This window comes from Streptomyces sp. NPDC041713, assembly GCF_055591085.1.
On record NZ_JBVIZY010000009.1, the window covers coordinates 316,546 to 339,195 of the forward strand.

General features: G+C 67.9%; 14 protein-coding genes and 1 pseudogene. 9 read left to right on the forward strand and 6 right to left on the reverse strand.

Features of this window, described 5'->3' with window-relative positions; genetic code table 11:
- Positions 1–30: 30 nt before the first annotated feature.
- The 4 genes and pseudogenes from ACZ6CV_RS26905 to eccE all read right to left on the reverse strand — a co-directional run bounded on the left by ACZ6CV_RS26905 (position 31) and on the right by eccE (position 6,197).
- The gene (locus ACZ6CV_RS26905) at positions 31–1,614 is read right to left on the reverse strand and encodes a MinD/ParA family ATP-binding protein (RefSeq protein WP_469253244.1); all 1,584 of its coding nucleotides are present in this window, start codon (positions 1,612–1,614) and stop codon (positions 31–33) included.
- 2,070 nt (positions 1,615–3,684) lie between these two features.
- Positions 3,685–3,765, reverse strand: a pseudogene (locus ACZ6CV_RS26910) (SCO5717 family growth-regulating ATPase); the annotation flags it as partial.
- Positions 3,766–4,071: 306 nt separating this feature from the next.
- Complete coding sequence (locus tag ACZ6CV_RS26915) at positions 4,072–4,875, reverse strand: hypothetical protein (protein ID WP_469253218.1); 804 nt, start codon at positions 4,873–4,875, stop codon at positions 4,072–4,074.
- Positions 4,875–6,197, reverse strand: a complete 1,323-nt coding sequence (gene eccE / locus ACZ6CV_RS26920; protein WP_469253219.1) for a type VII secretion protein EccE — start codon at positions 6,195–6,197, stop codon at positions 4,875–4,877. Before eccE ends, ACZ6CV_RS26915 begins: the two co-directional genes overlap by 1 nt.
- 181 nt (positions 6,198–6,378) lie before the next feature.
- Here eccE and eccB point away from each other — a divergent pair, with 181 nt between their 5' ends.
- From eccB to ACZ6CV_RS26950, 6 genes are all read left to right on the forward strand, one after another.
- Entirely contained in the window at positions 6,379–7,905 is a 1,527-nt protein-coding gene (eccB, locus tag ACZ6CV_RS26925; RefSeq protein ID WP_469253220.1) for a type VII secretion protein EccB, read from the forward strand.
- 94 nt (positions 7,906–7,999) lie between these two features.
- Positions 8,000–9,178: a type VII secretion-associated serine protease mycosin gene (gene mycP / locus ACZ6CV_RS26930; protein WP_469253221.1), complete on the forward strand. Its 1,179-nt coding sequence runs from the start codon at positions 8,000–8,002 to the stop codon at positions 9,176–9,178.
- A 966-nt stretch (positions 9,179–10,144) separates the two neighbouring features.
- Positions 10,145–10,405, forward strand: coding sequence for a hypothetical protein (locus tag ACZ6CV_RS26935; RefSeq protein ID WP_469253222.1), 261 nt, complete (start codon positions 10,145–10,147; stop codon positions 10,403–10,405).
- 1,600 nt (positions 10,406–12,005) lie between these two features.
- Positions 12,006–13,268 (forward strand): S8 family serine peptidase, encoded by a 1,263-nt coding sequence (locus ACZ6CV_RS26940; protein WP_469253223.1) that lies wholly within the window; start codon positions 12,006–12,008, stop codon positions 13,266–13,268.
- 52 nt (positions 13,269–13,320) lie between these two features.
- A complete protein-coding gene (locus ACZ6CV_RS26945; RefSeq protein WP_469253224.1) occupies positions 13,321–13,659 on the forward strand; it encodes a WXG100 family type VII secretion target in 339 nt (112 codons plus the stop codon).
- A 56-nt stretch (positions 13,660–13,715) separates the two neighbouring features.
- Positions 13,716–14,018 carry a WXG100 family type VII secretion target gene (locus ACZ6CV_RS26950; protein WP_355811951.1) on the forward strand — a complete coding sequence of 101 codons (303 nt, stop codon included), beginning with the start codon at positions 13,716–13,718 and terminating at the stop codon, positions 14,016–14,018.
- 100 nt (positions 14,019–14,118) lie between these two features.
- Here the strand turns inward: ACZ6CV_RS26950 and ACZ6CV_RS26955 are convergent, their stop codons facing one another.
- Both ACZ6CV_RS26955 and eccCa read right to left on the reverse strand, forming a co-directional pair.
- A complete protein-coding gene (locus tag ACZ6CV_RS26955; RefSeq protein ID WP_469253225.1) occupies positions 14,119–14,421 on the reverse strand; it encodes a DUF397 domain-containing protein in 303 nt (100 codons plus the stop codon).
- A gap of 131 nt (positions 14,422–14,552) precedes the next feature.
- The gene (gene eccCa, locus ACZ6CV_RS26960; protein ID WP_469253226.1) at positions 14,553–18,524 is read right to left on the reverse strand and encodes a type VII secretion protein EccCa; all 3,972 of its coding nucleotides are present in this window, start codon (positions 18,522–18,524) and stop codon (positions 14,553–14,555) included.
- 371 nt (positions 18,525–18,895) lie between these two features.
- On the opposite strand from eccCa, the gene eccD reads away from it, so the two are divergent.
- The 3 genes from eccD (at position 18,896) to rpsO (ending at position 22,463) form a co-directional block, all read left to right on the forward strand.
- Positions 18,896–20,401 (forward strand): type VII secretion integral membrane protein EccD, encoded by a 1,506-nt coding sequence (gene eccD / locus ACZ6CV_RS26965; RefSeq protein WP_469253245.1) that lies wholly within the window; start codon positions 18,896–18,898, stop codon positions 20,399–20,401.
- Positions 20,402–20,454: 53 nt separating this feature from the next.
- The gene (locus ACZ6CV_RS26970) at positions 20,455–21,957 is read left to right on the forward strand and encodes an outer membrane protein assembly factor BamB family protein (RefSeq protein ID WP_469253227.1); all 1,503 of its coding nucleotides are present in this window, start codon (positions 20,455–20,457) and stop codon (positions 21,955–21,957) included.
- Positions 21,958–22,175: 218 nt separating this feature from the next.
- Positions 22,176–22,463, forward strand: a complete 288-nt coding sequence (gene rpsO / locus ACZ6CV_RS26975; protein WP_030363216.1) for a 30S ribosomal protein S15 — start codon at positions 22,176–22,178, stop codon at positions 22,461–22,463.
- The last annotated feature ends 187 nt before the right edge of the window (positions 22,464–22,650 follow it).

Here is a 22,650-nt window from a genome sequence, read left to right on the forward strand (position 1 = left end):
CGACGTCGACGCCGACTTGGGGGTCGGCAACTACTGCTGCGGCGGCGGAGGCTGCTGAGGCCCACCCGGCTGGAACGGCGCCCCCGGTTGGAACGGCGCTCCGGGCTGTACGGGCTGGGGGGCCTGGGGGGCCTGCTCAGGCTGCGGCTGAGCCGGAGGCTGACCTTGCGCCTGCGGAGGCTGAGCTTGCGCCTGGGGAGGCTGACCCTGCGGAGGCGGCGCCTGCCACCCCTGCTGAGGGTAGGGCTGCTGCCCGTGCTGCGGCGGCTGCGGCGCCTGCCCATGCTGCCCTGGCTGCGGACCGTACGGCTGAGACGGCGACTGCGCCTGCGGCTGCGGCTGTCCGGGGTAGGGCGCCTGCCCCGGCATCGGCCCCCCATACGCCTGCCCCTGGCCGCCCTCGGCCCCCCGCCCCGGCATAGGCGGAGCCAGATGCGGCGGCGGATTCCCGTCCGACGTCCACAGCCCCTGCTGCTGCTGAGCCCGCACGAAGTCCTCGGCCACCATCGCCGAGAGATTGAAGTACGCCTCCCGCACCTTCGGCCGCATCATGTCGAGGTCGACCTCCGCACCCGCGGCAAGGTGTTCGTCGAACGGAATGACGACAACCCCTCGGCACCGCGTCTCGAAGTGCGACACGATGTCGTCGACCTTGATCATCTTCCCGGTCTCCCGTACCCCGGAGATGACGGTGATGGACCGCGAAACGAGGTCGGCGTACCCGTGCGCGGACAGCCAGTCCAGCGTCGTGGACGCGCTGCTCGCCCCGTCCACGGACGGCGTGGAGATGATGATGAGCTGATCGGCGAGATCGAGCACCCCGCGCATGGCGCTGTACAGCAGCCCCGTACCGGAGTCCGTCAGGATGATCGGATACTGCTTCCCGAGTACGTCGATCGCGCGCCGGTAGTCCTCGTCGTTGAACGTGGTCGACACGGCCGGGTCGACGTCATTGGCGATGATCTCGAGCCCGGACGGCGCCTGCGACGTGAAGCGGCGGATGTCCATGTACGAGTGGATGTACGGGATCGCCTGGACGAGGTCACGGATGGTGGCCCCGGTCTCGCGCCGGACACGACGGCCGAGCGTACCGGCGTCGGGGTTGGCGTCGATCGCGAGGATCTTGTCCTGCCGCTCGGTGGCGAGGGTGGAGCCCAGCGCGGTGGTGGTGGTCGTCTTGCCCACGCCACCCTTGAGGCTGATGACGGCGATCCGGTAGCAGGAGAGCACCGGAGTCCGGATCAGCTCCAACTTCCGCTGCCGCTCGGCCTCTTCCTTCTTGCCGCCGAGCTTGAACCGCGACCCGCCCCCCGAGGGCCGGCTGCTCTTGGCCTTGGGCTTGCTGTTGCGGAGCAGCCGGTCGGAGGAGAGCTCGACGGCGGCGGTGTAGCCGAGGGGGGCGCCCGGGTTGGTCCGCTCCCGCTGATCGTGCTGGACGGCCTGCGGCCAGGCGGCACCGGTACGGGGGTCGACGGGCCCCGGCTGCGGAGCCTGCGGCTGCGGTTGCGGCTGGGGAGCCTGGGGCTGGGGCTGGGCGGGCTGCTGGGGGAACCCGTAGCCACCGGCCTGGGCGGGCGGTTGGGCCTGAGCGGGCGGCTGGGTCTGAGGGGGCATCTGCGGCTGAGGCGCGGAGGGCTGAGGCATCGGAGCCTGTGCCTGGGGTGCCTGGGGTGCCTGGGGGTGCGGAACGGGAGCGGGAGCCTGGGCCGACGGGTAGGGCGCGGCGGCGTGCGCCTGCTGCCCGGGAGCCGGCTGCCCCGGCTGCCCTGGCTGCTGCGACTGTTGCACCGGCTGACCGGGGTGCACCGGCTGGCCGGGCTGCGGCATCGGAGCCGACGGCTGCCCCTGAGGAGCGGGCTGCTGCTGCGGGAACCCGTACCCGGTGCCCTGGGCAGGCGGGTTGGGGCCGACGGGCGCGGTCGGGGGAGCCGGATGGGCGGCAGGAGCGGGCGCATGGGGAGCGAACGGCGCACCGGGCCCGGCGGCAGGCGCGGGCGCGGCCCCAGTCTGCGGGAACCCGTACCCGCTCTGCGGGGTCTCCGCGGCAGGAGCAATAGGCGCAACCGGCGCGGAAGGCCCAGGCCAAGCCCCCAGCGCAGGCTGCGGAGCATGTGGCTGAACCGGCGCGGGGGAGGCGGCCGCAGGACCGTCCGAGGACTGAGCGGGCGGCGGAACCGGCGTGGGCGCGGGCCACTGCGGCGCCGACGTAGGCGCTGCAGGCTGGAAGGCGGGCGGCAACGGCGGAAGCGCACCCTGCGGCGCGGGCGCAGCCCACGAAGCCGGCACGGCGTCCTGAACGTCGTCACCGTCGGCGGCAGCGGGAGCGGAATCCTGGGGTACGGGGACCTGCGGAACGGAGTCTTGAGGAGCGGACTCATCGGACGCGAGCGCGGAGTCCCCGTCGTTCCCCGCCCCCTGATCGCCAACGGAAACGTCAGCACCACCACCGGACGAACCGTCACTGTCACCGTCACCCGCCCGAGAGGCAACGTCACCATCCCGAGAGGCACCACCTACACCAGAGCCGACCTCGGAACCCGAAGCAGCGTCGGCCAGCTCCTCCATCTCCCGCTTGAGCGCACGAGCGGAGAACCGCATGGTGGCGCCACTTTCCAGATCGCCACCGCCGAAGCTCTCCCCGACAGAAGGGGCAGACGCATCGGAAGAGAGAGGCGCGACGGGCGGGGCGGGAGTGACGGGCGGCGCAGGAGCGATGGGCGGGGCAGGAGTGACGGGCGGGGCGGACGCGACAGCGGGGCCGGACGAGAGATCGGCGCCACGAGCCCCAGTGTCATCGCCTCCGTCACCACTGCCACCCTCAACCTCAGCCTCGCTCTCAACCGAGGCCGCACTCTCGTCATGGCCATCCCGGCCCTCGATGAGCGCGTCGACCTCGTCCTTGGGAACGACACCGGTCACGTGCACCGAGGCCGCAGGCCCAGCAAGGGCACCGCTCCAGTCGGCGGCGCCGCCACCCGCGGCGGCCGGAGGAACGGCGGACGGCACGACGGGCGGCGAAAGAGGCGCACCGGCCGCCGGCGCCTGAGCGTCACCGACACTCTCGCCCTCCGAAGACTCCTCCGGGACGGCCGGCTGGAACCCGCTCCCGACAGGAAGCTTCGGCACGACGCCGGGAGCCTCGGCGGAAGGACCCGCGGGAGCCGAAGAAGCCGAAGAAGTCGAAGGAGGAGCCACCGGCGGAGTCAACGGCCGAGGCGGAGCCGGCGGAGCCGAGAAGGACGGCATGACCGGCGGCGGAGGCGCGGAGGCAAACGCGGACGCCGCCGCTCCCGAACCAGCCGCGCCCGCACCGGAGTCCACACCACCGATCAGGTCCTCGTCCTCGCCCTCATCAGACGCGAGGGCACCCGAAGACGAGCCAGAGCCCAGGCCCGAGCCAGACGCACCGGAGGAACCCGTACTGGAGGAATCCGCACCGGAGGAAGCCGTATCCGAGCCAGAACTATCCGAACCAGAACTATCCGAGGCAGACACAGCCGCACCCGCAGCTATACCCGTGCCCGTATCCGCTCCCGTACCCGTACCGGGAACGGAAGAAGGAGCGGCGGCAGGAGTCGAGACGGGCGGCGCCGAAGGCGTCTCCCCCGCACTGCCAGAGGCATTCGACGCGTTCTGCGTGTACCAGGCGGGCGGCGCGTAGTCGATGGTGAACTCGCCCGTCGTCTCGGCGGCGGACTCCGCGTCGGACTGATCATCGACGGGTGAGTCCCAGCCCCCGCGGATCTCGTCCCGATCGCTGTTCACAATGCCTCCTGATGTGGTCGAGCACCCTCGTGCCGTGGTGGGGGGCGACCGTTCCTGTCGTCCGATCCGCCTGGCTCTCCCCGTAGAGGGACGCGCACGAACCGCTCAAGGGTTCTGGCGTCGCGCCCTGTCCCAGCCTAATCACCAAAACCACCGGCACGGCAGGGCAGGCCACCCCACCGATGCTGTCCATTGCGTCACGCCGCACCCAGGAGCGATCCACGTACATCAAACCGTGACGGACAAATGTCCCAACAGCGGACGGAGTACGGACAATCCACCCGCTACGAGGCCCGCGCCCGGGTCTCAGTCCATCCGCCGAGCGGTACCCAACAATCCGGTCTCGGCGTCGGTGGCCTGCGTCATCACGTACTGCCGGTCACGATCGGCGCACCACAACGTCACCCCGTCGGCGAGCGACGGCAACGACCCGACGTCCCCGCTCGGAAGCCCGAGCGACCGCCCGATCTGCGTCGCCTCGTCGGGCGACACCCGCTGCACCCCCACGAGCCGCGCCTGCCGAATGAGCCGAGGCGCGACGGGACTCAGATAGGGCAACACCGTGAGCACGGACTGCCAGGGCCCGGACACGACCCGCCCCCGAGGCGGCCGCATCCCGCAGTCCCGCACGACAAGCACCGGACTCCCCGCCGAGGCCCCCAACGGCGGCACCCGCCCCACGTCATACACAGCCATCCCACTAGGCCCCACCCCCAGCGCCCGCACCAACTGCCCCCAAGCCTCGGCCCGCCCGGTCTCCACAGCAACCCGCGCCCCGGTCGCCGCGGCCCGCAACGCGATGACCTGAGCGGTCCACAAACCACCGATGAACACGATGTCGTAGGGCGTGGGCCGGTTGACACCGAGCACGGCGGGCCGTCCCTCGGCGTCCACACCGATGACAACACCGTCGTCCCCGATGGGCAGGGAGAGGGCATCCACTTCGGCGGTGGCCAGGGTGTGCCGGCCGTGTCGAGGTCCGAGGAGGCCGAACCCTCGGCGTGCTCCACCTGCCCCTCTGCCGTTGGGGGCAGCGGCAGCGGCAGCGGCAGCGGCCGGGGCCGGAGCGGGAGTGGTGGATCGTCCGGGCGCTGCGGGGCTGGTGCTCATCAGCGCGTCCCTCCGAGCGGCAGCGTGGCGAGCATGCCGGGCAATTGCTCGCGGTCGAGGCGGGCGAGTCCCGCCCCGGCCTGGCGTGCCGCGTACTCCAAGGCGCTGCGGGCGTCCACCAGTTCGGCATCGCTCCGCCCCGTCACGCGGACGTGTCCGCGTAGGGCCACCTCTTGCCGCTCATCGTGTGCCAAGGTCAGGCTGAAGGTCGTGGCCAGTGTCGGGACAGCGGTGACGTCAGCGACCAGCTGGGGAAGAGTTGACGCACCCGAGGCCGTCGAACGAGGCCAGCGACGCACCCAATAGGTCGTATGCCGACGGTTGTCACAACGCCACCAGCCTGAAGCCTCCTCGGTCCGACGCTGCGGTTGTCCGGCCCGACCGGATTCCGCCGTCACCAACGGGTTGGCGCAAGCCGATGTGGCAATGGCGGAAGCCAGCTCCTCCTCCGTGAGCACCGTGGCACGGAATCCCGCACCCGTCAGACGGCTGGCGAGATGGTCCACGGCGCGCATCACGCACTTCTGCGAGCCGAGGAGGCCGCCTCCACGAGCCGTGACCGACTCGGGCGACGTCTCGGGATCGAACTTCAACGCGATCCAGGTGATCCGCACCGCAGGTGCTCCGGTCTGGGCCTGCAGAGGCGCGTAGTTGCTGACGGCCACGGACTCTTGCGGCAGATGCAGGGCGGGCGCGGGCTGGGTGTGCAGCACGATCTGCGCGGACTCGAGACGGATGTCGTCCACCACGAGAGCGTCGCGCACCAGACCGACCGGCAGGGACTGGCGGTACGGCGCGGTTCGCAGGGCGGTCGAATCCGATTCGACCTGCAATACCGCTGTCACGAATGTGCCGTCACCGACCATGCCCGTCCGGCGCTGGTCCCGGCCGCTGTACGTGTAGGTGCGCAACGAGGGATCACATTCGACGGCGGGGGCGAACGCGGGCTCCGTACCGGCAGGGACGGGCTCAGTGCGGGCCCTGCGTCGCCTTGCGCGCAACGCCTTTGCGGTGCCCAGCGATTCGGACCAGGGCCGCCCGTGTCGGCGCACAACGGTGAACAGGACGAGGATGATCGCGACGAGCGCCGCCGGGGCGACCGCCAGCGGGTCCACGACCCATGCGGTGAGCAACAGGGCCGCGGCGACTTCCACGAACACGAGTCGTTGCAGACGAAACGAACTCGACCTCCGCGAACGTGACCGCAGATGTGGGGTGTACCCGGGGCCGGACGGCGCGGTGCCGGGGCCGACACCATTTATCTGTTGATTCGTGCGGTCGCCCGACCGCCCGCCTGCACGATGTCGCACCGTGGAAGACACCAGACCAACCCCCGCAAACTCGACTGAACCGCCCTGCGTGAATGGCGCTTGAAGCTCCCAGAGCTCCTCAACCTCACCCACCCCGCACGCGCGATCACACACCAGGCATAGTAGGTGCCTGGTGTGACAGCAGAGGGTGGGGGCCGCACCCTCAGTGCCGCAGGGGGAGAAGCAGACACTTATGGCATCAAGGCGGGACGAACTCAACGCCTATACCTTCGCGAAGCGCCGCACGCTGGCCGCCTTCATCCAACCGTCACCCTCGGGATCGGAAGAAGGCGCCCCTCGCCCACTGCGCGGCGTAGTGCCCGGGGTCATCGTCGGTGTCATCATTCTGGCCGTCTTCGGGGCCTGGGGGATGTTCAAGCCGGCGGCCAAGCCCGGTTGGGACAAACCCAAGGAACACGTGATCATCGCCAGTGACTCGACGACTCGCTATGTCGTCCTCATGACCAAGGGAAAGCGCCAGCTTCACCCGGTCCTCAACATGGCGTCCGCAAAACTGCTCCTCGACGCAGGCAAGGGTGAGGTCATCAACGTGGACGAGTCCGTCCTCGACGATGGCAAGATCCCGCATGGCGCGACCATCGGCATCCCCTACGCGCCAGATCGTCTGCCTTCCGAGTCGGAGGCGAGTTCCGTCAAGCGTTGGGTGGTGTGTGAGCGGCCCGTTCAGGGTGGCAGGGCCATTCAGAAGGCCGCCTTCGTTCTGGCGGCCCGTGACCACAAGAGGGTTGAGGGCAGGCAACGACTGCACGGGGGGCAGTTGTTGTACGTTGTGGGCCCTGACAAGACCCGCTTTGTGGTCGATGCGCGAGGTACCGCCTACCGTGTCTCAGGCAAGGACGAACTGCTCCCGCGCACGCTGATGGGCTCCGGTCGCGCACCGCAACGGGTCTCGAAGGAGTGGCTCGCGACGCTGCACAAGGGTGACCCGATCACCTTCCCGAAGGTGGACGGGGTCCCCGGTGACGATGCTGAAGTGGAAGGTCTCACGGATAACGCGGCGAACAGGGTCGGCATGGTCCTCAAGGCGAACGACGGAGACGGGACGCAGCGCTACGTGGTCCTGCCCAAACGGGTGGCACCAATCTCCGACTTCACAGCTCAACTCCTTCTGAGCAGCCGGGACCTGGCCGGTTTGGAGCAAGGAGGCGAGCCGCTCGCCATCAGCGCCGGAGCCTTCCGTCCAGACCAGGACGAGTTCGCCGGGCGGTACAACTGGCCTCGGGCCGCGTCGTCCCCCGCCAACGCGTCTGCCTCGGCCAGCGGGGGACGGAATACGGTGTGCAACGTTCTGCGCCACGTGGACAAGGACAACGGCCGTACGACGCTGAGTACGTGGGCCGGAGCCGACTTCCCCGCCACTTTGCCCACCGGCTCGTCGAGCGGGTATGTCACGCCGGGCTCGGGTCAGCTGTACCGGCAGTTTCTCGGATCGGAGACCACGGTGGGTGGTCTTTTCCTGGTGACGGACACCGGGCTGCGTTACGCGATGCAGTCCAACAGCGACAGCGCGACGGACGACGAGGGCATCGGAGTGTCGGCCAAACAGCGCAAGAGGGAACAGCAGGAAGCCCAGCAGGCGCAGAACCGTCTTGGGTACGTGGACGCGGAGGTGGCTCCGATACCGGTCTCTTGGTCCACCCTCCTCCCGACTGGTCCGCGGCTGTCGACAGCGGCTGCTCGCCAACCGCAAGGTTCGTAGGGGGGCGAGAGTGCATCACGCATCCACAAGAGCCGCTCGGGCCAGAAGCGCCGCTGCGACGGCCGCAGTTCTGGCCTTCTCAGTCATCACAATCATGCTCGCAGCCCCTCCTGTCACTGCCGCGCCACAGGCCTCGGGGCAGTGTGAATTCCCGTCGAAGAAGTACGCGGGTCGGCCCTGGGCGTTGCAGCGCGTACTCCTGGATGAACTGTGGCGTCAGTCCACCGGTAAGGGCGTTCGGGTAGCGGTGATCGACACCGGCGTGGACGTCAAGAATCCGCAGCTCACGTCCGCGGTGGACGTGTCACGAGGCCGCAACTACCTGCCGGCCAAGGACGACAACGGCAAGAAGATCGAGCGCGGCAAATCAAACGGCACGTCGGACACGGTCGGCCATGGAACACGCGTAGCCGGCATCATCGCGGCGCGTCCCGCAAAAGGCACTGGCTTCGTAGGACTCGCCCCGGGTGCAACGATCATCCCCATCCAGCAGAACGATGCCGATGGCCACGGCACCGCCGAGACCCTGGCGAAATCCATCGACTACGCGGTCGGAGCCGGGGCCGACGTCATCAACATCTCCCAGGACACGGCCGACGCGGTGAAGCCGGCCCCGGAACTCGCCGCTGCGGTGAATCGGGCCCTTGACCGAGAACGTGTGATCATCGCGTCGGCGGGCAACGACGGCATGGGCGGGGACGACAAAAGAACCTACCCCGCTTCCTACGAGGGGGTGTTGGCGGTGGCAGCCTCGGACCGCAACAACGAACGCGCTCCCTTCTCACAGTCCGGCAAGTTCGTGGGAGTGGCGGCACCTGGCGTCGACATGATCTCGACGGTTCCAGCGGGGGGCCATTGCCCGGACAACGGCACCAGCTTCTCCGCTCCGTACGTGGCAGGAGTCGCGGCCCTCATCAGGGCAAAGCACAGGAACTGGACGGCCCGACAGATCGTCGCCCAGATCAAGCAGACCGCGGAACGCTCGGTGCCCGGCCACGACCGCTTGGTCGGATGGGGCGTCGTGGACCCGGTCCGCGCCTTGACGGAAGATGATCACCCGCTTGAGGCGCCGACCGCGCGGGGAGGCGTTACCCGGGGGGAGGCGCCGATACCGGCAAAACTCCACCTCGGCGAGACGACGCAGGAGCGGACGGCACGTATCGCCACCTACATCGCCGTGGGCGCGGTGGTCGTCGTGGCGGGGCTGGGCGGGATCGGAGTGGCTGTGCGGGATGCGAGGCGGAAGGGACGGCCGAACAGGGACCGACGCTGAACCGGTTGGACCCCGACCTTTCCTTCGCCCACTCGGTGGGTGTCTTTGGCCGATCCTAGGTCGTACGAGAACCCGTTCAACGCCACGCTGACGAGGCCGCACTCCGCCTGTGTGCAGTGGAAGTTCCGGGCGGCGCACGGAGTCCGCGGCTAGCCGCTGTTGCTGCGTGGGGAGCCGACCGGTTCAGAGGCTCAGTTGCATGCGGCGCTGTCGGACGGTGCTCCGTTGAGTTGCATCTGCACGGAACGCTGTGCGGATATGTCAGCCTTGACCTGTTCCCACTCCTCCCACGCCATGCGGGCCTTCCCTTCCCTGGGGTGCGTCGTCCGGGCGTCGGCGCGCTGGTTGCAATTGAGCTGGCGGGCCAAAACTCCCGTGAGAATAGCGGTGGTTGAGGCCTGGGTACTGAGTAGGTGTACCTAGACAGGTTGAGTAGCATCTGCGGCGCGCCGCAGGGGCGGCAGTGGCAGTGTGTGAGCACACTGACGGACGGAAATGCGGTCGGTTCGTGTTGTGACTCCCGTCGGCGTGTGCCAGCGATATCGGGCCGGAAGGGGTCGAATCGCGCGGTATGTGCGGGATGGCGAGTCAACCGTTCCAACATTTGACTATTTATCAACTGGTGTAGTTACACGTTCAGTTGGTTCGAGAACACAGTGTGACTAGAGTTGCTCCTGGGGGAAGGGCAACCGACAGGCACGCAAATGCACGGCGATAAAGCCGAGCAGGCAGGCAACGGGGAGGGAAGGCCGAGTGCTTCCTACGGACGGACGCGGGGGGACTGCGCCGCCATCAGGCGCCGACGTCAGACGTGGCCTGGAGGCGTTGAAGACGTTCCGGCGGCGGATCAACACGCTTCTCACTGAGTTCGAGGGATCCGCGGGCGGATCGTCGAAGGTGGGGGCCCACAAGGTGTCCCGCACTTCCTTCAGTGGCACGGGCAGCGCGTTTCCTGAGGCGGATGGCTTGTACAAGCAGTACGACCAGGTCCACGAGCGGCTGACCTCGCTCTCCAAGATGCTCGGCGAGCAGATCGACGCCATGGGGATCGCCGTGCACGGCGCAGACGTCGGCTTCGACAATCTTGAGGAAGGGTTGCGGCAGCGCTTCTGGGCGATACAAGCCAGGATTGACCGGGACCAGCCCCCGACGGGGAACGAGCGGAGTGGTGGTCCCGACGTTCATGGAGGCCACGGAAGCGACAAGTCCAACACCGGGTGGTCGTAATGGGCTTCGAAGGACATCGCCTCAACGACATGATCGATCTGGTGGATCAGGCCGAGCCCGCCGAGTTGGAGGGCGCGGGCGAGGCGTTGCAGCGGGCGCGTGATGCCATCGCTTCGGCCGCGACGGAGCTCGGTGAGCACATCGACCGGGTCGACTGGGAAGGTGAGGCGGGGAACGCCTTCCGCAAGTGGGGCAAAAACCTCGTGAAGGACACGCACAAGCTGTCCGACTTCGCGGACGCGGCCAGCGTTCAGATGGCCTCGGCCGGCGCGGGGCTGGCCTCGGTGCGCAGTTCCATGCCGCCTCGGGACGATCGCGCCGATCCAAAGACGGTGAAGGACATCCCGTCCCCGAAGCGAGTCGAGGGGAACAAGGACTACGCGGCAGCGGTCAAGGCCGAGAAGCATCGGCAAGAGGCGATCAACCAGATGAATCGGTTGTCGTCGTTCTACCAGGTCTCACGGAACGAGATGGCGCGACAGGAGCCGCCCACGTTTTCGGCCATGCCCGAAGTAGGAGTGCCTCGCCCCACGAACAGCCCTATGACGCCTGGTGATGTATCGAGTGGCACGCATTCGGTCGCGGTGAATTCTCCCGGCTCGCACACAGGGCCCGAGGGCATCGAACGCCCTGAGACCGTGGATCGGAGGGACGCGAATGGACCGGTGCCGACTCCGCATGAAGGCAAGCGTCACGATCTCCTCCCGGATCGACCTGTCGGCACGGAGATCGACAACGCAGGTACGTTGCCACCGCAGACGGCCACTCCACCGCCGGTCACCCCAGGTCCTCACCCTGCCCCGGCCCCTCACGACGTGGGGCCTGTTCCGTCATGGGGAGGGAACACCCGATTCAAGCCCGTGGTCGGAGGCCCAGCCCCTCGTGCCATCGGGCCTGAGGGAGGGGGGAAGGGGTCGATGCCTGGGCGGGGACGGCCGGGCGGTACGGAACCCGCTGTTCCTCGGACCGGCACACCGGGGCGCGGGCCGACGGCGCCGGTTGGGCGAAGCGGGCCGATGCCTCAGGCGCGGACCGGCGCCGGGCCCAGTGTGCCTGGGCAACCGTCGGCGGGACGAAGCATCAGCGGCGGCACTCCTCGCCCAGTCGGTGCGCCGACGCCCCGTACCGGCGCCCCCAATGCGACCGGTGCACAGCGATCCCCCGGTGTAGTAGGGGGTCGGCCCGCCGCCCCGGGGCCCACGGGTTCCAAGGTGCCGAGGGGGTCCGTGGTGGGCGCTGAGGACCCGGCCAACTCGCGCGGCAGCACCGGCGGAATGGGACAGCGGGGAGTCGTCGGGGTGCCACCGCAAGGCAACGGCAGCACGAGGCAGACGCCGCACAATGCTGCGGGTCGCCCCAGCGGGGTGGTCGGATCTCCTAAGGGACGTTCGGCCGACCGAGGCCGTAAGGGCGGCTTCACGGCCGGCGGTACGGGGCTGGTACGCGGTCCGGGGCGTAGCCGGGCAAGGTCTGATCGAGACGGGAATGAGGAGACCGAACGGCCGGATTACCTCGTCGAGGAACCGGAGATACACCTGCCCAGTCGACCGCGGCCTGTGCCGCCAGTGATCGACTAAACGCGAGCGAGGACATGCAGGGCATGAAGGCAAGGATCAGCCGACGCGGCAGGCGTGGTGCACCTCTGGTGCCGAGATCAGGGGGACGGCATGCCGTCGTCGTGGCATCAGCGGCAGCAGCGATGTGTCTGCTGGGCGCAGGTTTCGCGCCGGCAGCGGTCGCCGACGGCGTCCAGTCGAAGCAGTGGTACCTGGATGCGATGAGTGCCGACAAGTTGTGGCGGAAGTCCACAGGTGAAGGGATCAAGGTCGCCGTCATCGACTCCGGTGTCTCGGTGACGCCTTCTCTCAGAGGTCGCGTGCAGTCCGGCAAGGACGTCACGCGCAAGCGAGGGGGGCCGCTGGACGACTATGACGGTCACGGCACGACGATGGCGGAACTCATCGCCGGCTCCGGTCGCGGCGGGGGGCTCAAAGGGCTGGCTCCCGGAGCTGGAATCGTCTCTTTTCGGACCACCTTCGATGACAAGCAGGAGAGCGACAGCGCCGAGGCGATCCGGGCCGCGGCGGACAGTGACGCCCGCATCATCAGCATGTCCTTCGGCAGCGACTTCATGTACCCGGCTGAAAAAGCTGCGGTGAAGTATGCGGCTTCCAAGGGGAAGTTGATGTTCGCCGGCGTGGGAAACGACGCCGAGAAGAAGAACTACATCGGCTACCCCGCGGCCTACCCCGGGGTCACGGGCGTATCTGCGGCTGATCGGAACGGCAAGGTCGCGAAGTACTCGGAGTTCGGCAAGTACGTGGATCTGGCCGCGCCCGGACTGGGCATCCCCCGTTGGTGCGACGCAACCTTCCGCTCCTACTGCGACAACGGAGGCGGAACCAGCGCGGCCACCGCCATCACGTCCGCCTCCGCAGCCCTCATCTGGTCCGAGCACCCCGATTGGACTGCGAACCAGGTGCTCCGTGTCCTCATCGACACCGCCGGTCGTGACTGGCCGAAGGACAAGCCGAGCGACTATCTGGGTTACGGATTGATCAGGCCGGCGCAGCACCTCCTCAAGGGCAACGGGAAGCCTGGCCCGGCGAACATCGACCCGCTCACCAATATGGCCACCCACGCGGACGAATCTCCCGGCCCGTCGTCGTCCTCTTCCGCGAAGGAGGCGGCAAAGGACCGCCCACGTGAGCCGGGCCCGGAAACGCAGGCGAACGGTTCGAGCACAAGCCAGAAGTCATCTGATGGCGACAGCCAGTCGTGGGCGATTCTCGGCGCTGTCGTTGCAGTTATCGCGATCGGCGGAGGCGCCTTCGCCGCACTGCGCGCTCGCCGTAGAGCGTGAGTCCCGGAGCACCCTCTGATATCCAAGCAAGTTTCACGAAAGGAGCCCAGTCGTGGCTGACGGCAGGAAACTCAATAATGAGCAAGTGGCACTCCTGAAGAAGGAGATCGTAGCCAAGTACGACTCGGTTCAGAAGCAGCTCAAGCGTCTCCAGGGAACCCTCGACACGATGGAGGTCCACTGGCGAGGAATCGGTGCGCACGCATTCGACGGCAAGCAGCGAGAGATCAACCAGAACATGCAGGCCATCGGCAACATTCTGGTGGACTTCCTCGAGGGCATCAGTGGGAACGAGAAGCTCACAGAAGGCCTCGAGGACCAGATTCGGTCCACGATGAGCGGCATCGACGTCGAGTACGGCGCCACGAAGTCGGCCATCAACAGCTACTGAGGGGCGAGCTCCTCACCGATCCAATTCCCCTACATCTACCGAGAAACGGGCCAGTCATGCCAAACGTCAACGTGAATGAACTTGCGGTCAAATACAGCGGCCTCGACGACATTGCGACCGAACTCGGCATTCAGGCAAAGCAGTTGGAGGCCGACCTGGCCGACATCAAGCGTGCGGTCGCTAAGGTGGCTGAAGGGTGGGAGGGTGAAGCCCACACGAGGTATGTCGGCAAGCAGAAGGAGTGGGACGACCGTGCTGCCGCCATCCACCGTGCGCTCGTCGAGATCGGGCACAAGGTCGGGCAGGCCGGCGGCGACTACAAGGGCGGCGACCTGAAGGGTGCCAGCTACTTCCAGTGAGCCGGGGTGGTTCTCGACCACCGGGGTGGGCGCGTGCGGGAGGCGCCCACCCCGTTCTCGTATGTGCTGCGTCGGAAAGAACGGCGGACGTAGTGCGTGGTTACTCCGCCTCGATCCCGCCGTTGCGCGTAGACGGTTCCAGGTCGAACTCGCCGTCCCGTGCTCCCAGGACGAAGGCGCGCCATTCCGCCTCGGTGTACCGGAGTACCGTCGCGGGCTCCAGGGAGGATCGCATGGCCACCGCGCCCTCGGGGAGGTAGGCGATCTCCACTCGCTCCTCGTGCTCCTCCGCGCCGGGAGCGCTGTGCCACTCGGCTCCGGAGATGTCGAGGGCGTAGAGCTCCTCCTTCTCGCGTTCCTTGCGGGCCTTGTCCTGCGCCTCGGTGTCCCGTGCCTCGGTCATGGCGGAGCGGTCCCTTCACAACGTACGAAAGAGCGTGTGGCTCACATTACTTGGGTGATGCTGCCGCTGTTCAGAGCTTGCTGAGGCAGCCCAGGAGAAGGGGCCGGAACAGCAAGCGCGCCGGCGCGGGTTCAGTGCTGCTCGGGCATCAGGCCCGTCTGGACCAAGGGCTTCCCACGCTTCCGCGACACGAAGATTCCCCGTCCGGTCGGCATGGGCCGGGGGCGTACCCCACCCAGGATGTCTCCTTCATTGGGATCACCGGCCAGTACGACGCCTTGGGCACCGAGCTCCTGCATACGCTGCATGAACGGCTCGTACGCGGCGCGACCCGCACCGGCGGTGGAGCGCGCGACAATGAAACGCACACCGACGTCCCGGGCGAACGGGAGCTGCTCGGCGAGCTGGCCCAGCGGGTTGCCGCTCGACGTGGAGACCAGGTCGTAGTCGTCGACGATCACGTACACGGTGGGCCCCTGCCACCAGCTGCGTTCACGCAGTTGCCGGGCGGTGACGTCGGCCGTCGGCGTGCGCCGCTGGATCAGGTCGGACAGGGCGGCCACATGGTGCTCCATGGCGTTGGACATGGGGACGTACTCGGCGAGATGGGAGGACGGTGTGACATCGAGCAGGGAACGCCGGTTGTCGACCACGAAGAGCTTGCAGACGTCTCCGCTGTACCGCTCCGTCAATCGGTGGATCAGCAGGCGCAGAAGATTGGACTTGCCGGATTCGCTCTCGCCGAAGACGAGGAAGAACGGGTCCTGGTCGAAGTCGACGAACACCGGCTCAAGGGTGTCCTCGTCGAGGGCGAAGGATATTCCGCGGTCGGGGAAGGCGTTCCCCGGCGGGAGGTGGGCCGCGGGAAGTTCCCGGGGCAGCAGCCGGACCTTCGGTGCCCCGGGCGCCGACCAATGGCGGTTTACTTCGACAGCCAACACCGCTGTGGCGTCGGCAAGATCCGTATCGGACGACAAACCGTCGATACGCGGCACCGCCGCCATGAAGTGCTGTTTCTGCGGGGACTGACCTCGACCTGGCACGCCGGCGGGGACGTTGGCGGCGACCTTGCGGTCGAGTTCCGAGTCCATCGTGTCGCCGAGCCGCAGCTCGAGCCGGTTCATGAGGTGGTCCTTGAGGTTCGCGCGGACCTCCATCGACCGGGATGCGGCCAGGATCAGATGGATGCCGTAGCCGAGACCCCGCGCCGCGATGTCGAGGACGACCGGTTCCAACGCCTCATAATCGGCGCGGAAGTTGCCCCACCCGTCAATGATGAGGAAGACGTCCCCCCACGGTTGATCGGTGACGGAGATGTCTCCGCGAGACCTGCGGGCACGGAAGTCGGCCATCGAGGGGATGCCCGCCGTGCGGAAGTACTCCTCGCGCCGCGTGAGAACGCCGTAGACCTCGGCGACGGTGCGTCGCACACGCTCGGGATCGAGACGTGACGCGACGCCACCGACATGCGGCAGCCCGGCGACGGACGCCATCCCGCCACCGCCGAAATCCAGTCCGAAGAACTGCACTTCGTGGGGGGTGTGGGTCAGGGAGAAGGATGCGATCAGCGAGCGCAGGAGCGTCGACTTGCCGGACTGAGGGCCTCCGATGATCTGCATGTGGCCCGCGGCCCCCGAGAAATCACACCACAGGGGATCGCGTCGCTGCTCGTACGGCTTGTCGACCAGCCCTACCGGCACGACGAGGCGCCCAGCGCCTTCGTATCCCGGTTGGGTCAGCCCGCGCCCTGGTACGGCGGTGAGCCCCGGCAACAGCGCGTCCAGGGACGGAGGGCTTTCCAACGGCGGCAACCACACCTGGTGTGCGGCCGGGCCTTGTGCTTCGAGGCGACGGACGATGACGTCGAGGACGGTGTCGGCGAGGGCGTCGTCCGTGGTCGCGGCGGCCGGGACGCGTGGCCCCGGTACCGCAGGGACGTATCGCACCGGGACTTCAGCAGCAGTGAACAGCACGGGCCTGCGGTCCACCTGACGCGGTCCGCTCGCTGCGGCCGCCTGCCCGTCTCCGGGCCGATGCACCCCGGAGACGTATGCAGCCTTGAACCGCACCATCTCGTCCGTACCGAACTTGAGGTAACCGGAACCCGGGACATTGGGAAGCTGATACGCGTCCGGCACGCCGAGCGCCGCGCGTGACTCGGCGGCAGAGAAGGTGCGCAGTCCGACCCGGTATGACAGGTAGGTCTCCAGACCTCGCAGCCTTCCTTCCTCCAAACGCTGTGATGCCAGCAGCAGATGGACGCCGAGTGAGCGCCCGATGCGGCCGATCTGCACGAACATGTCGATGAAATCGGGCTTGGCGGTCAGCAGTTCGCTGAACTCGTCGATCACCAGGACCAGAGACGGGATCGTCTGGAGTGGAGCACCCGCCGCTCGCGCCTTCTCGTAGTCGTGGATGTTCGCGTAGTTGCCCGCGTCGCGCAGGAGTTCCTGACGACGGTTGAGCTCACCCCGGATGGAGTCGCCCATGCGGTCGACGAGGGTCAGGTCGTCCGCCAGGTTCGTGATCACCGCTGCGACATGCGGCATCTGGGCCATGCCCGCGAAGGTCGCACCACCCTTGAAGTCCGCGAGAACGAAGTTGAGGGTCTCGGAGGAGTGCGTCACGGCAAGCCCGAGGACCAGAGTGCGCAGCAGCTCGGACTTACCGGAACCGGTGGCGCCGACGCACAGCCCGTGCGGGCCCATCCCCTCCTGCGCCGCCTCCTTGAGGTCGAGCATGACAGGGCGGCCGTCCTCGCCGACGCCGATGGGCACGCGCAGTCGCTCCGACGGGGAGCGTGGGCGCCACGTGCGGCCGGTGTCCACCGATTCCGGGTCGCCCAGACCGAGCAGATCGGTGAACTCCAGGTTCGCGAGCAGCGGTTCGTCGTCATCTCCGCCCGAGGCCATGCGCAAGGGGGCAAGCTGGCGGGCGAGGGCTTCCGCGGCCTCGTAGGAAAGTAGATCAGGAGTGCCTTCGTACACGAGACCGTGGCGCGACTCGATCTGTAGTGTCGCGGGGCCCACCACAAGAGCAAGATCGCCGCGTCCGCTGGTCAGCTCACCGGGCACGACTTCCACGATCGTCACGCCCTGCATGCCCTCGGGGGAGGCCAGCGCCGAACCACGAGGCAGCGACAGGCCGTCGAGTACGACGACGATGTGCGGCTGGTCCGGCACCGGAGCCCCGTCGGGGTGGAAGCGTGGCCGTCCCTGGAGCCGTGACGACAGCATCGTCTCCAGTTCCGCGGGGTCGCGCGTGACGAGACGGCGGCTGCCGGCCCCGTCCCCGACGGCCGTCTCCTGGCAGTGCGGGAGCCACTTGGTCCATTCCCACGCGTCGGAGGACGACGAACCGACCGCGACCGCGATCACCAGATCCTGGGGCGAGTGCAGAGAGGCCAGAGAAGCAGTCAAGGCGCGCGCCGAGCTCCGTACCGATTCCGGATCGCCGCTGACCGTCACGTGGTAAAAAGCGCGCAGCGAGACCGCCATGGGCAGTCCTTCGAGCGTGCTGTGGGAGGCAAGGAAACGCTGCATCGCGCCGGCGGTGAGCGGCTCCAGTTCGTCCACGGGAGCGGTCTGCGGGGGAACGAGGGGAGTGGCGAGCCCCTGAGGACCCAGGCCGACGCGGACCTGTCCGAAGTCCTCGTCCCCGGTACGGCGTTCCCATACGCGACTGCCTTCGGCCACCAGGGCCCACAACTGATCGGGCGAGGGGTGGAGGTAGTACTGCGCGTCCCGCTGAGCCCTGGCCGTGTCCAGGGCGGACCGTCGAGTCTGCTTCAGGTACCGCAGGTAATCGCGGCGCAGGTCCGACAGCTGGCCCTGTGTGCCGCGCCGGTAGCGGATCAGCATCGCGACCGTCATCGCCACCGTCGAGGCCACCATGACCATGCCCATGATCTTCATGAACGGGTGGGCGCTGGGCATGAAGAAGAAGACCACTGAGCCGCCCATGCCGAGCATGGGCAGCAGTTGCATCATCGCGCCCTCCTGCTCCCCCCTCGGCAGTTCGGGCGGTGGCTGTAGCACCACTTCCTCGGTGGGCACTGCGGACGGCAGAGCCCGGGGCGGACGCTTGACGATGATGTGGCTCACTACGCACCAATTCTCTTGCGAAGCCTCGGCGTTCCGTCCGCCTCCCCGTGTCGGGCGAACGCGCTCCGCGGCGTGATCCTACTGACATTCGACGGGGCGGGTGAGGGATAGGGTGCCGAATGTGCACGTGAGCACATGTAAATCCGGCCGTGAGCCCCAAAGGCCAACAGGCCGAAGAATCAGTCCATTTCACCGTTCGCGAGTGCCGACGGGCTCGAGATCCGGCCAGCTGAATGGATGTGGACGACGGCGCATTGCTGGTTGGGGCACAGTCGGGTCGGTGTTCCACGTCCCGCAGGCATCATGTGTAACGCACGATGCTGCGCATCACGGGCACAGCACCAGCATGTGAGGGGGAGTAACAGGTGAGCATGACGGCCTCCGCGGCGGTCGCGGGAAGCGGCCGGTCCGGCCAGGACGCCGCTCCGGTGACCGGCGCGGGACTCGGCTTCTGCCGTGTCACCATCGTCGCGCCCGACAGCCGGATCGACGTGGCGTTGCCCGACGACATTCCTGTCGCGGACATCTACCCGGAGATCCTGCGTCTCTCACAGCAGGGACCCGCCGAGGGGGCGCCGGTCGGCTATCACCTCGTTCGGCGAGACGGAGCGGTCCTCGACAGTGCCCGCTCATTCGCCGCGCAGCGCATTCTCGACGGTGAGTTGTTGACGTTGCGTCCCTTCTCGGAGTCGCTTCCGCCGGCTGTGTTCGACGATGTCTCCGAAGCGGTCGCCTCCGCGGTGACCCGTGACCGAGCGCTGTGGAACGCCGACCTGACGCGCAGCGCAGGGCTCACCGGCGCCTCGGCGCTCTCCTTCCTTCTCGCCTTCGTGGCGTGGAGTGCCGCACCACGCCACGACATGCACAGCCTTCCCGGGATCCTGGCAGCTGTCGCCGGGCTCTTGCTGCTCACCCTGTCCGCCGCACGTGCCCGGATCTACGACGACCGCCCCGCGGCACTCGCACTCGGGCTCGGCGCCCTCGCGAATGTGGCCGTCGCGGGTTCCGGACTGCTGCCGGTGACGAACCATGAGGGCATCGGCCGCCTCCAGTTCCTGCTCGCCTGCACGATGGTGCTCATCGCCTCGACGCTGCTCACGCTGGTGTCACCGCGGGGTGACGGCCCGTTCGTCGCCTGTGTCTTCGCCTCGGCCGTCGGGTTGCTCGCCACGTTCATCGCGAGCCTCCGCGATCTGGCGCCGGTCGAGACCGCCGCCATGTGCGCCCCCTTTGCCGTGGGAGCCCTCGCTTTCTTGCCCGGGCTCTCCATGCGGTTCGCCCGACTGCCCATCGGCTTCGCATCACCGCACGCCACGCGCGAGGAGTACGGCGCGCAGTCCGCCCAGCAGGATCCTGTCGACGCCCACCGGATCGCGGTTCAGGCCCGTCGCGGTCACGAGCTGCTCGTAGGACTTGTGGGCGGCTGTGCTGTGGTAGTCATCGGGGCCTCAGCGGTCCTTGGCTTCTCCGACAACGTGTGGGGTCAACTTCTCGCCCTTGCCACCGGGATCGCGATGATGATGCGGGCACATCTCTTCCGCTACACCGCGCAGGTCGGCTCCGCCCTCGCCGCGGGCCTCGCTTCCTTGCTTTTGCTCGGCATCGGCCTTTGCCTCAATCCTCCGTGGGACCTCATGCGTGATGCCCTGTCCGGCGACTCGGCTGCCCTCGACCTGAGGACCGTCTGGCTCGTCGCGGGCATCGCCGCGGCGATCGCGGTGGTCGCGGGGATTGGTCTCATCACGTCCCGCACCGGCGTGACGCCCTTCTGGGGCCGCTTCCTGGAGATCGCCGAGTCCTTCGTCCTGCTCACCCTCGTCCCGCTGACCCTCGCGGTGTTCGACGTGTACGCGTCGGCACGGGCCCTGACCAGCTGACGTCTCGACGCCTGCCTCTGCCGACGCCCCGCCCTCATGAAAGGTCTGCCAGCGTGAGCTTCGGCCCGCCGCCCCCCTCTGCGTACACCCAGTCCACGCTCGCCGTCGGTGCACGCAAGAGGCGCCGTACCGTGCTGGTCCTCGGCGTCGTCCTGGCCCTGACCGCCACCTTGTTCGCGGGCGGCTGGGCCCTGTGGAGTCTGACCGACGGGGAGGACTCGGTACCGTCCGCCGCTCAGCAGCCGCCCGACGCGATCAGGGAGACCGTGGAGACGGTCCCGAAGACCCCTGAAGGTGAGCTCGCCGTCGGATGGACCGAGGAGCTGAAGGAAGGACGGACCGCCTCGACGAAGGGCACATGGGTCTCCGGCTCCATAGCCGCCAAGAGCTTCGCGGACGTCATCAGGGGCCTGGAGATAGGGACGGCCGAGGAGAAGTGGGAGACCCGCTTCGCCGGCCCGCTCTGCGCCGTCACCCGGCACGTCAGCGTCGACGGCAGGACGGCCGTCGCCGTACCCGGGAAGCGACCGGCGAAGAGTGGGCACGCCAAGGGGGACAAGGGTCCGCAGCCGCGGACACCGTGCGACCACCTGGCCGTGGTCGACATCGACACGGGCAAGAAGCTCTGGGAGAAGCCGCTGCCTGCCGAAAGCGGCGGTTCGACGGACGTCAACGTGACGATGACCCGTGGCACGGTCGTGGCCACCTGGGGGCGGGGCTCGGCCGCGTACGACATGACGACGGGCAAGCGGCTCTGGTCCGATGCGAAGGTCCGTTCCTGCACCGACGTCGGATTCGCCGGGGGTCGCGGTCTGCTGGCGCTCCAGTCGTGCGGCGACTCGGCCGATCCGCGGTTCCGCGTCCAGAAGGTCTCTCCGCGTACGGGCAAGACCGAGTGGACGTACCGGGTCGCCGAGGGGATCAACAGCGTCTACCTGGCCTCCTCGAAGCCGCCCGTCATCGCCGTCTCCACCGGCGAGGAAGGGACCATCGAGTACCTGCACTCGCTGGACGACAGGGGCAGGCACCGCGCGACGATCACCCTGACCGACCGGCGGTACGTCCACAACTGTGATGAGACCTTCAGTGCCGAGGTCGAGCGGTGCAGTGGCGTGGTGGTCGGCCACCGGCAGCTCTATGTGGCGACCCAACCTCGTGACATGTTCGAAGCGGGCCTCTCCAAGAAGAAGCCCAACGAGATCGTCGCCTTCGACCTGAGGACAGGCAAGGCTGTACGCACGTTCGACGCCAAGCCTGATCGTCCGATGTACCCCGTCAGGATGAGTGGCGACAAGGTGATCGCCTACCGGGAGAGCGCGGGCGCCGCCCTCTCCTCGATGGTCCGCCTGGACCCCGCGACAGGTAAGGAACGGCTGCTCCTCATCCTTCCGGACAGCTCGGACCGGCCGAGCATGGACATGTTCGCCGACGACTTCGACATCGTGTACGAGCGCGGAACCGTGGTCTTCGGCAAGAAGGAAGCTCAGCGCCAGACCGGGGAACAGGACGAGGGCCCCAGGGTCTCCCTGATGGACGGCTACCGCAGCAGCGGCTGAGCCCGGCCCACGCGGGGCGGCGGAGGCCCCCGGCAAGGCATCGATCCCAGACTGGTAACCTGTGTAACGGCCGCATGTCTACGCTCCCCCTGACCTCCGCTCGGAGGGCCTGACAGAAGCGCCCGGCGGCCCCACCCCGCCTCCCGAGTCACGGAAGCTCCCCTGAGATGTAGACCAGGGGCACTCGGAGGCACTCGAAGACATCACGAGGAGTACGCGTGTCGCTCGACGCCGCTACGAAGAAGCAGATCATGACCGAGTTCGGCCAGAAGGAGGGCGACACCGGCTCCCCCGAGGTCCAGGTGGCGCTGCTCTCCCGCCGTATCTCGGACCTGACCGAGCACCTCAAGACCCACAAGCACGACCACCACAGCCGTCGTGGTCTGCTGATCCTGGTCGGTCAGCGCCGCCGTCTGCTGCAGTACCTGGCCAAGAAGGACATCCAGCGCTTCCGTGCCCTGGTTGACCGTCTGGGCATCCGCCGCGGTGCGGCGGGCGCGAAGTAAGACGTCGTGAAGGGAGCGGTTCCCACTCGAGGCACTCGAAGTGGACCGCTCCCTTTGCTGTACATGCAAAGTGGCACGAGCCCTTTGCCGTACAAGCTGCCGTACAAGCTGCTGTACATGCGCGGTGTCACCGACGCTTTGTAGTCTGGTGACATACGCACGTCCTCGCGGGTAGGGATATCGACGC

Coding starts and splice junctions, on each gene's coding strand:
- ACZ6CV_RS26905 (WP_469253244.1), bottom strand. CDS start 1,614: ATGCCCCCTCAGACCCAGCCGCCCGCTCAGGCCCAACCGCCCGCCCAG.
- eccD (WP_469253245.1), top strand. CDS start 18,896: ATGACGGCCTCCGCGGCGGTCGCGGGAAGCGGCCGGTCCGGCCAGGAC.
- ACZ6CV_RS26915 (WP_469253218.1), bottom strand. CDS start 4,875: ATGAGCACCAGCCCCGCAGCGCCCGGACGATCCACCACTCCCGCTCCG.
- ACZ6CV_RS26955 (WP_469253225.1), bottom strand. CDS start 14,421: ATGACCGAGGCACGGGACACCGAGGCGCAGGACAAGGCCCGCAAGGAA.
- ACZ6CV_RS26940 (WP_469253223.1), top strand. CDS start 12,006: ATGAAGGCAAGGATCAGCCGACGCGGCAGGCGTGGTGCACCTCTGGTG.
- ACZ6CV_RS26950 (WP_355811951.1), top strand. CDS start 13,716: ATGCCAAACGTCAACGTGAATGAACTTGCGGTCAAATACAGCGGCCTC.
- mycP (WP_469253221.1), top strand. CDS start 8,000: ATGCTCGCAGCCCCTCCTGTCACTGCCGCGCCACAGGCCTCGGGGCAG.
- eccB (WP_469253220.1), top strand. CDS start 6,379: ATGGCATCAAGGCGGGACGAACTCAACGCCTATACCTTCGCGAAGCGC.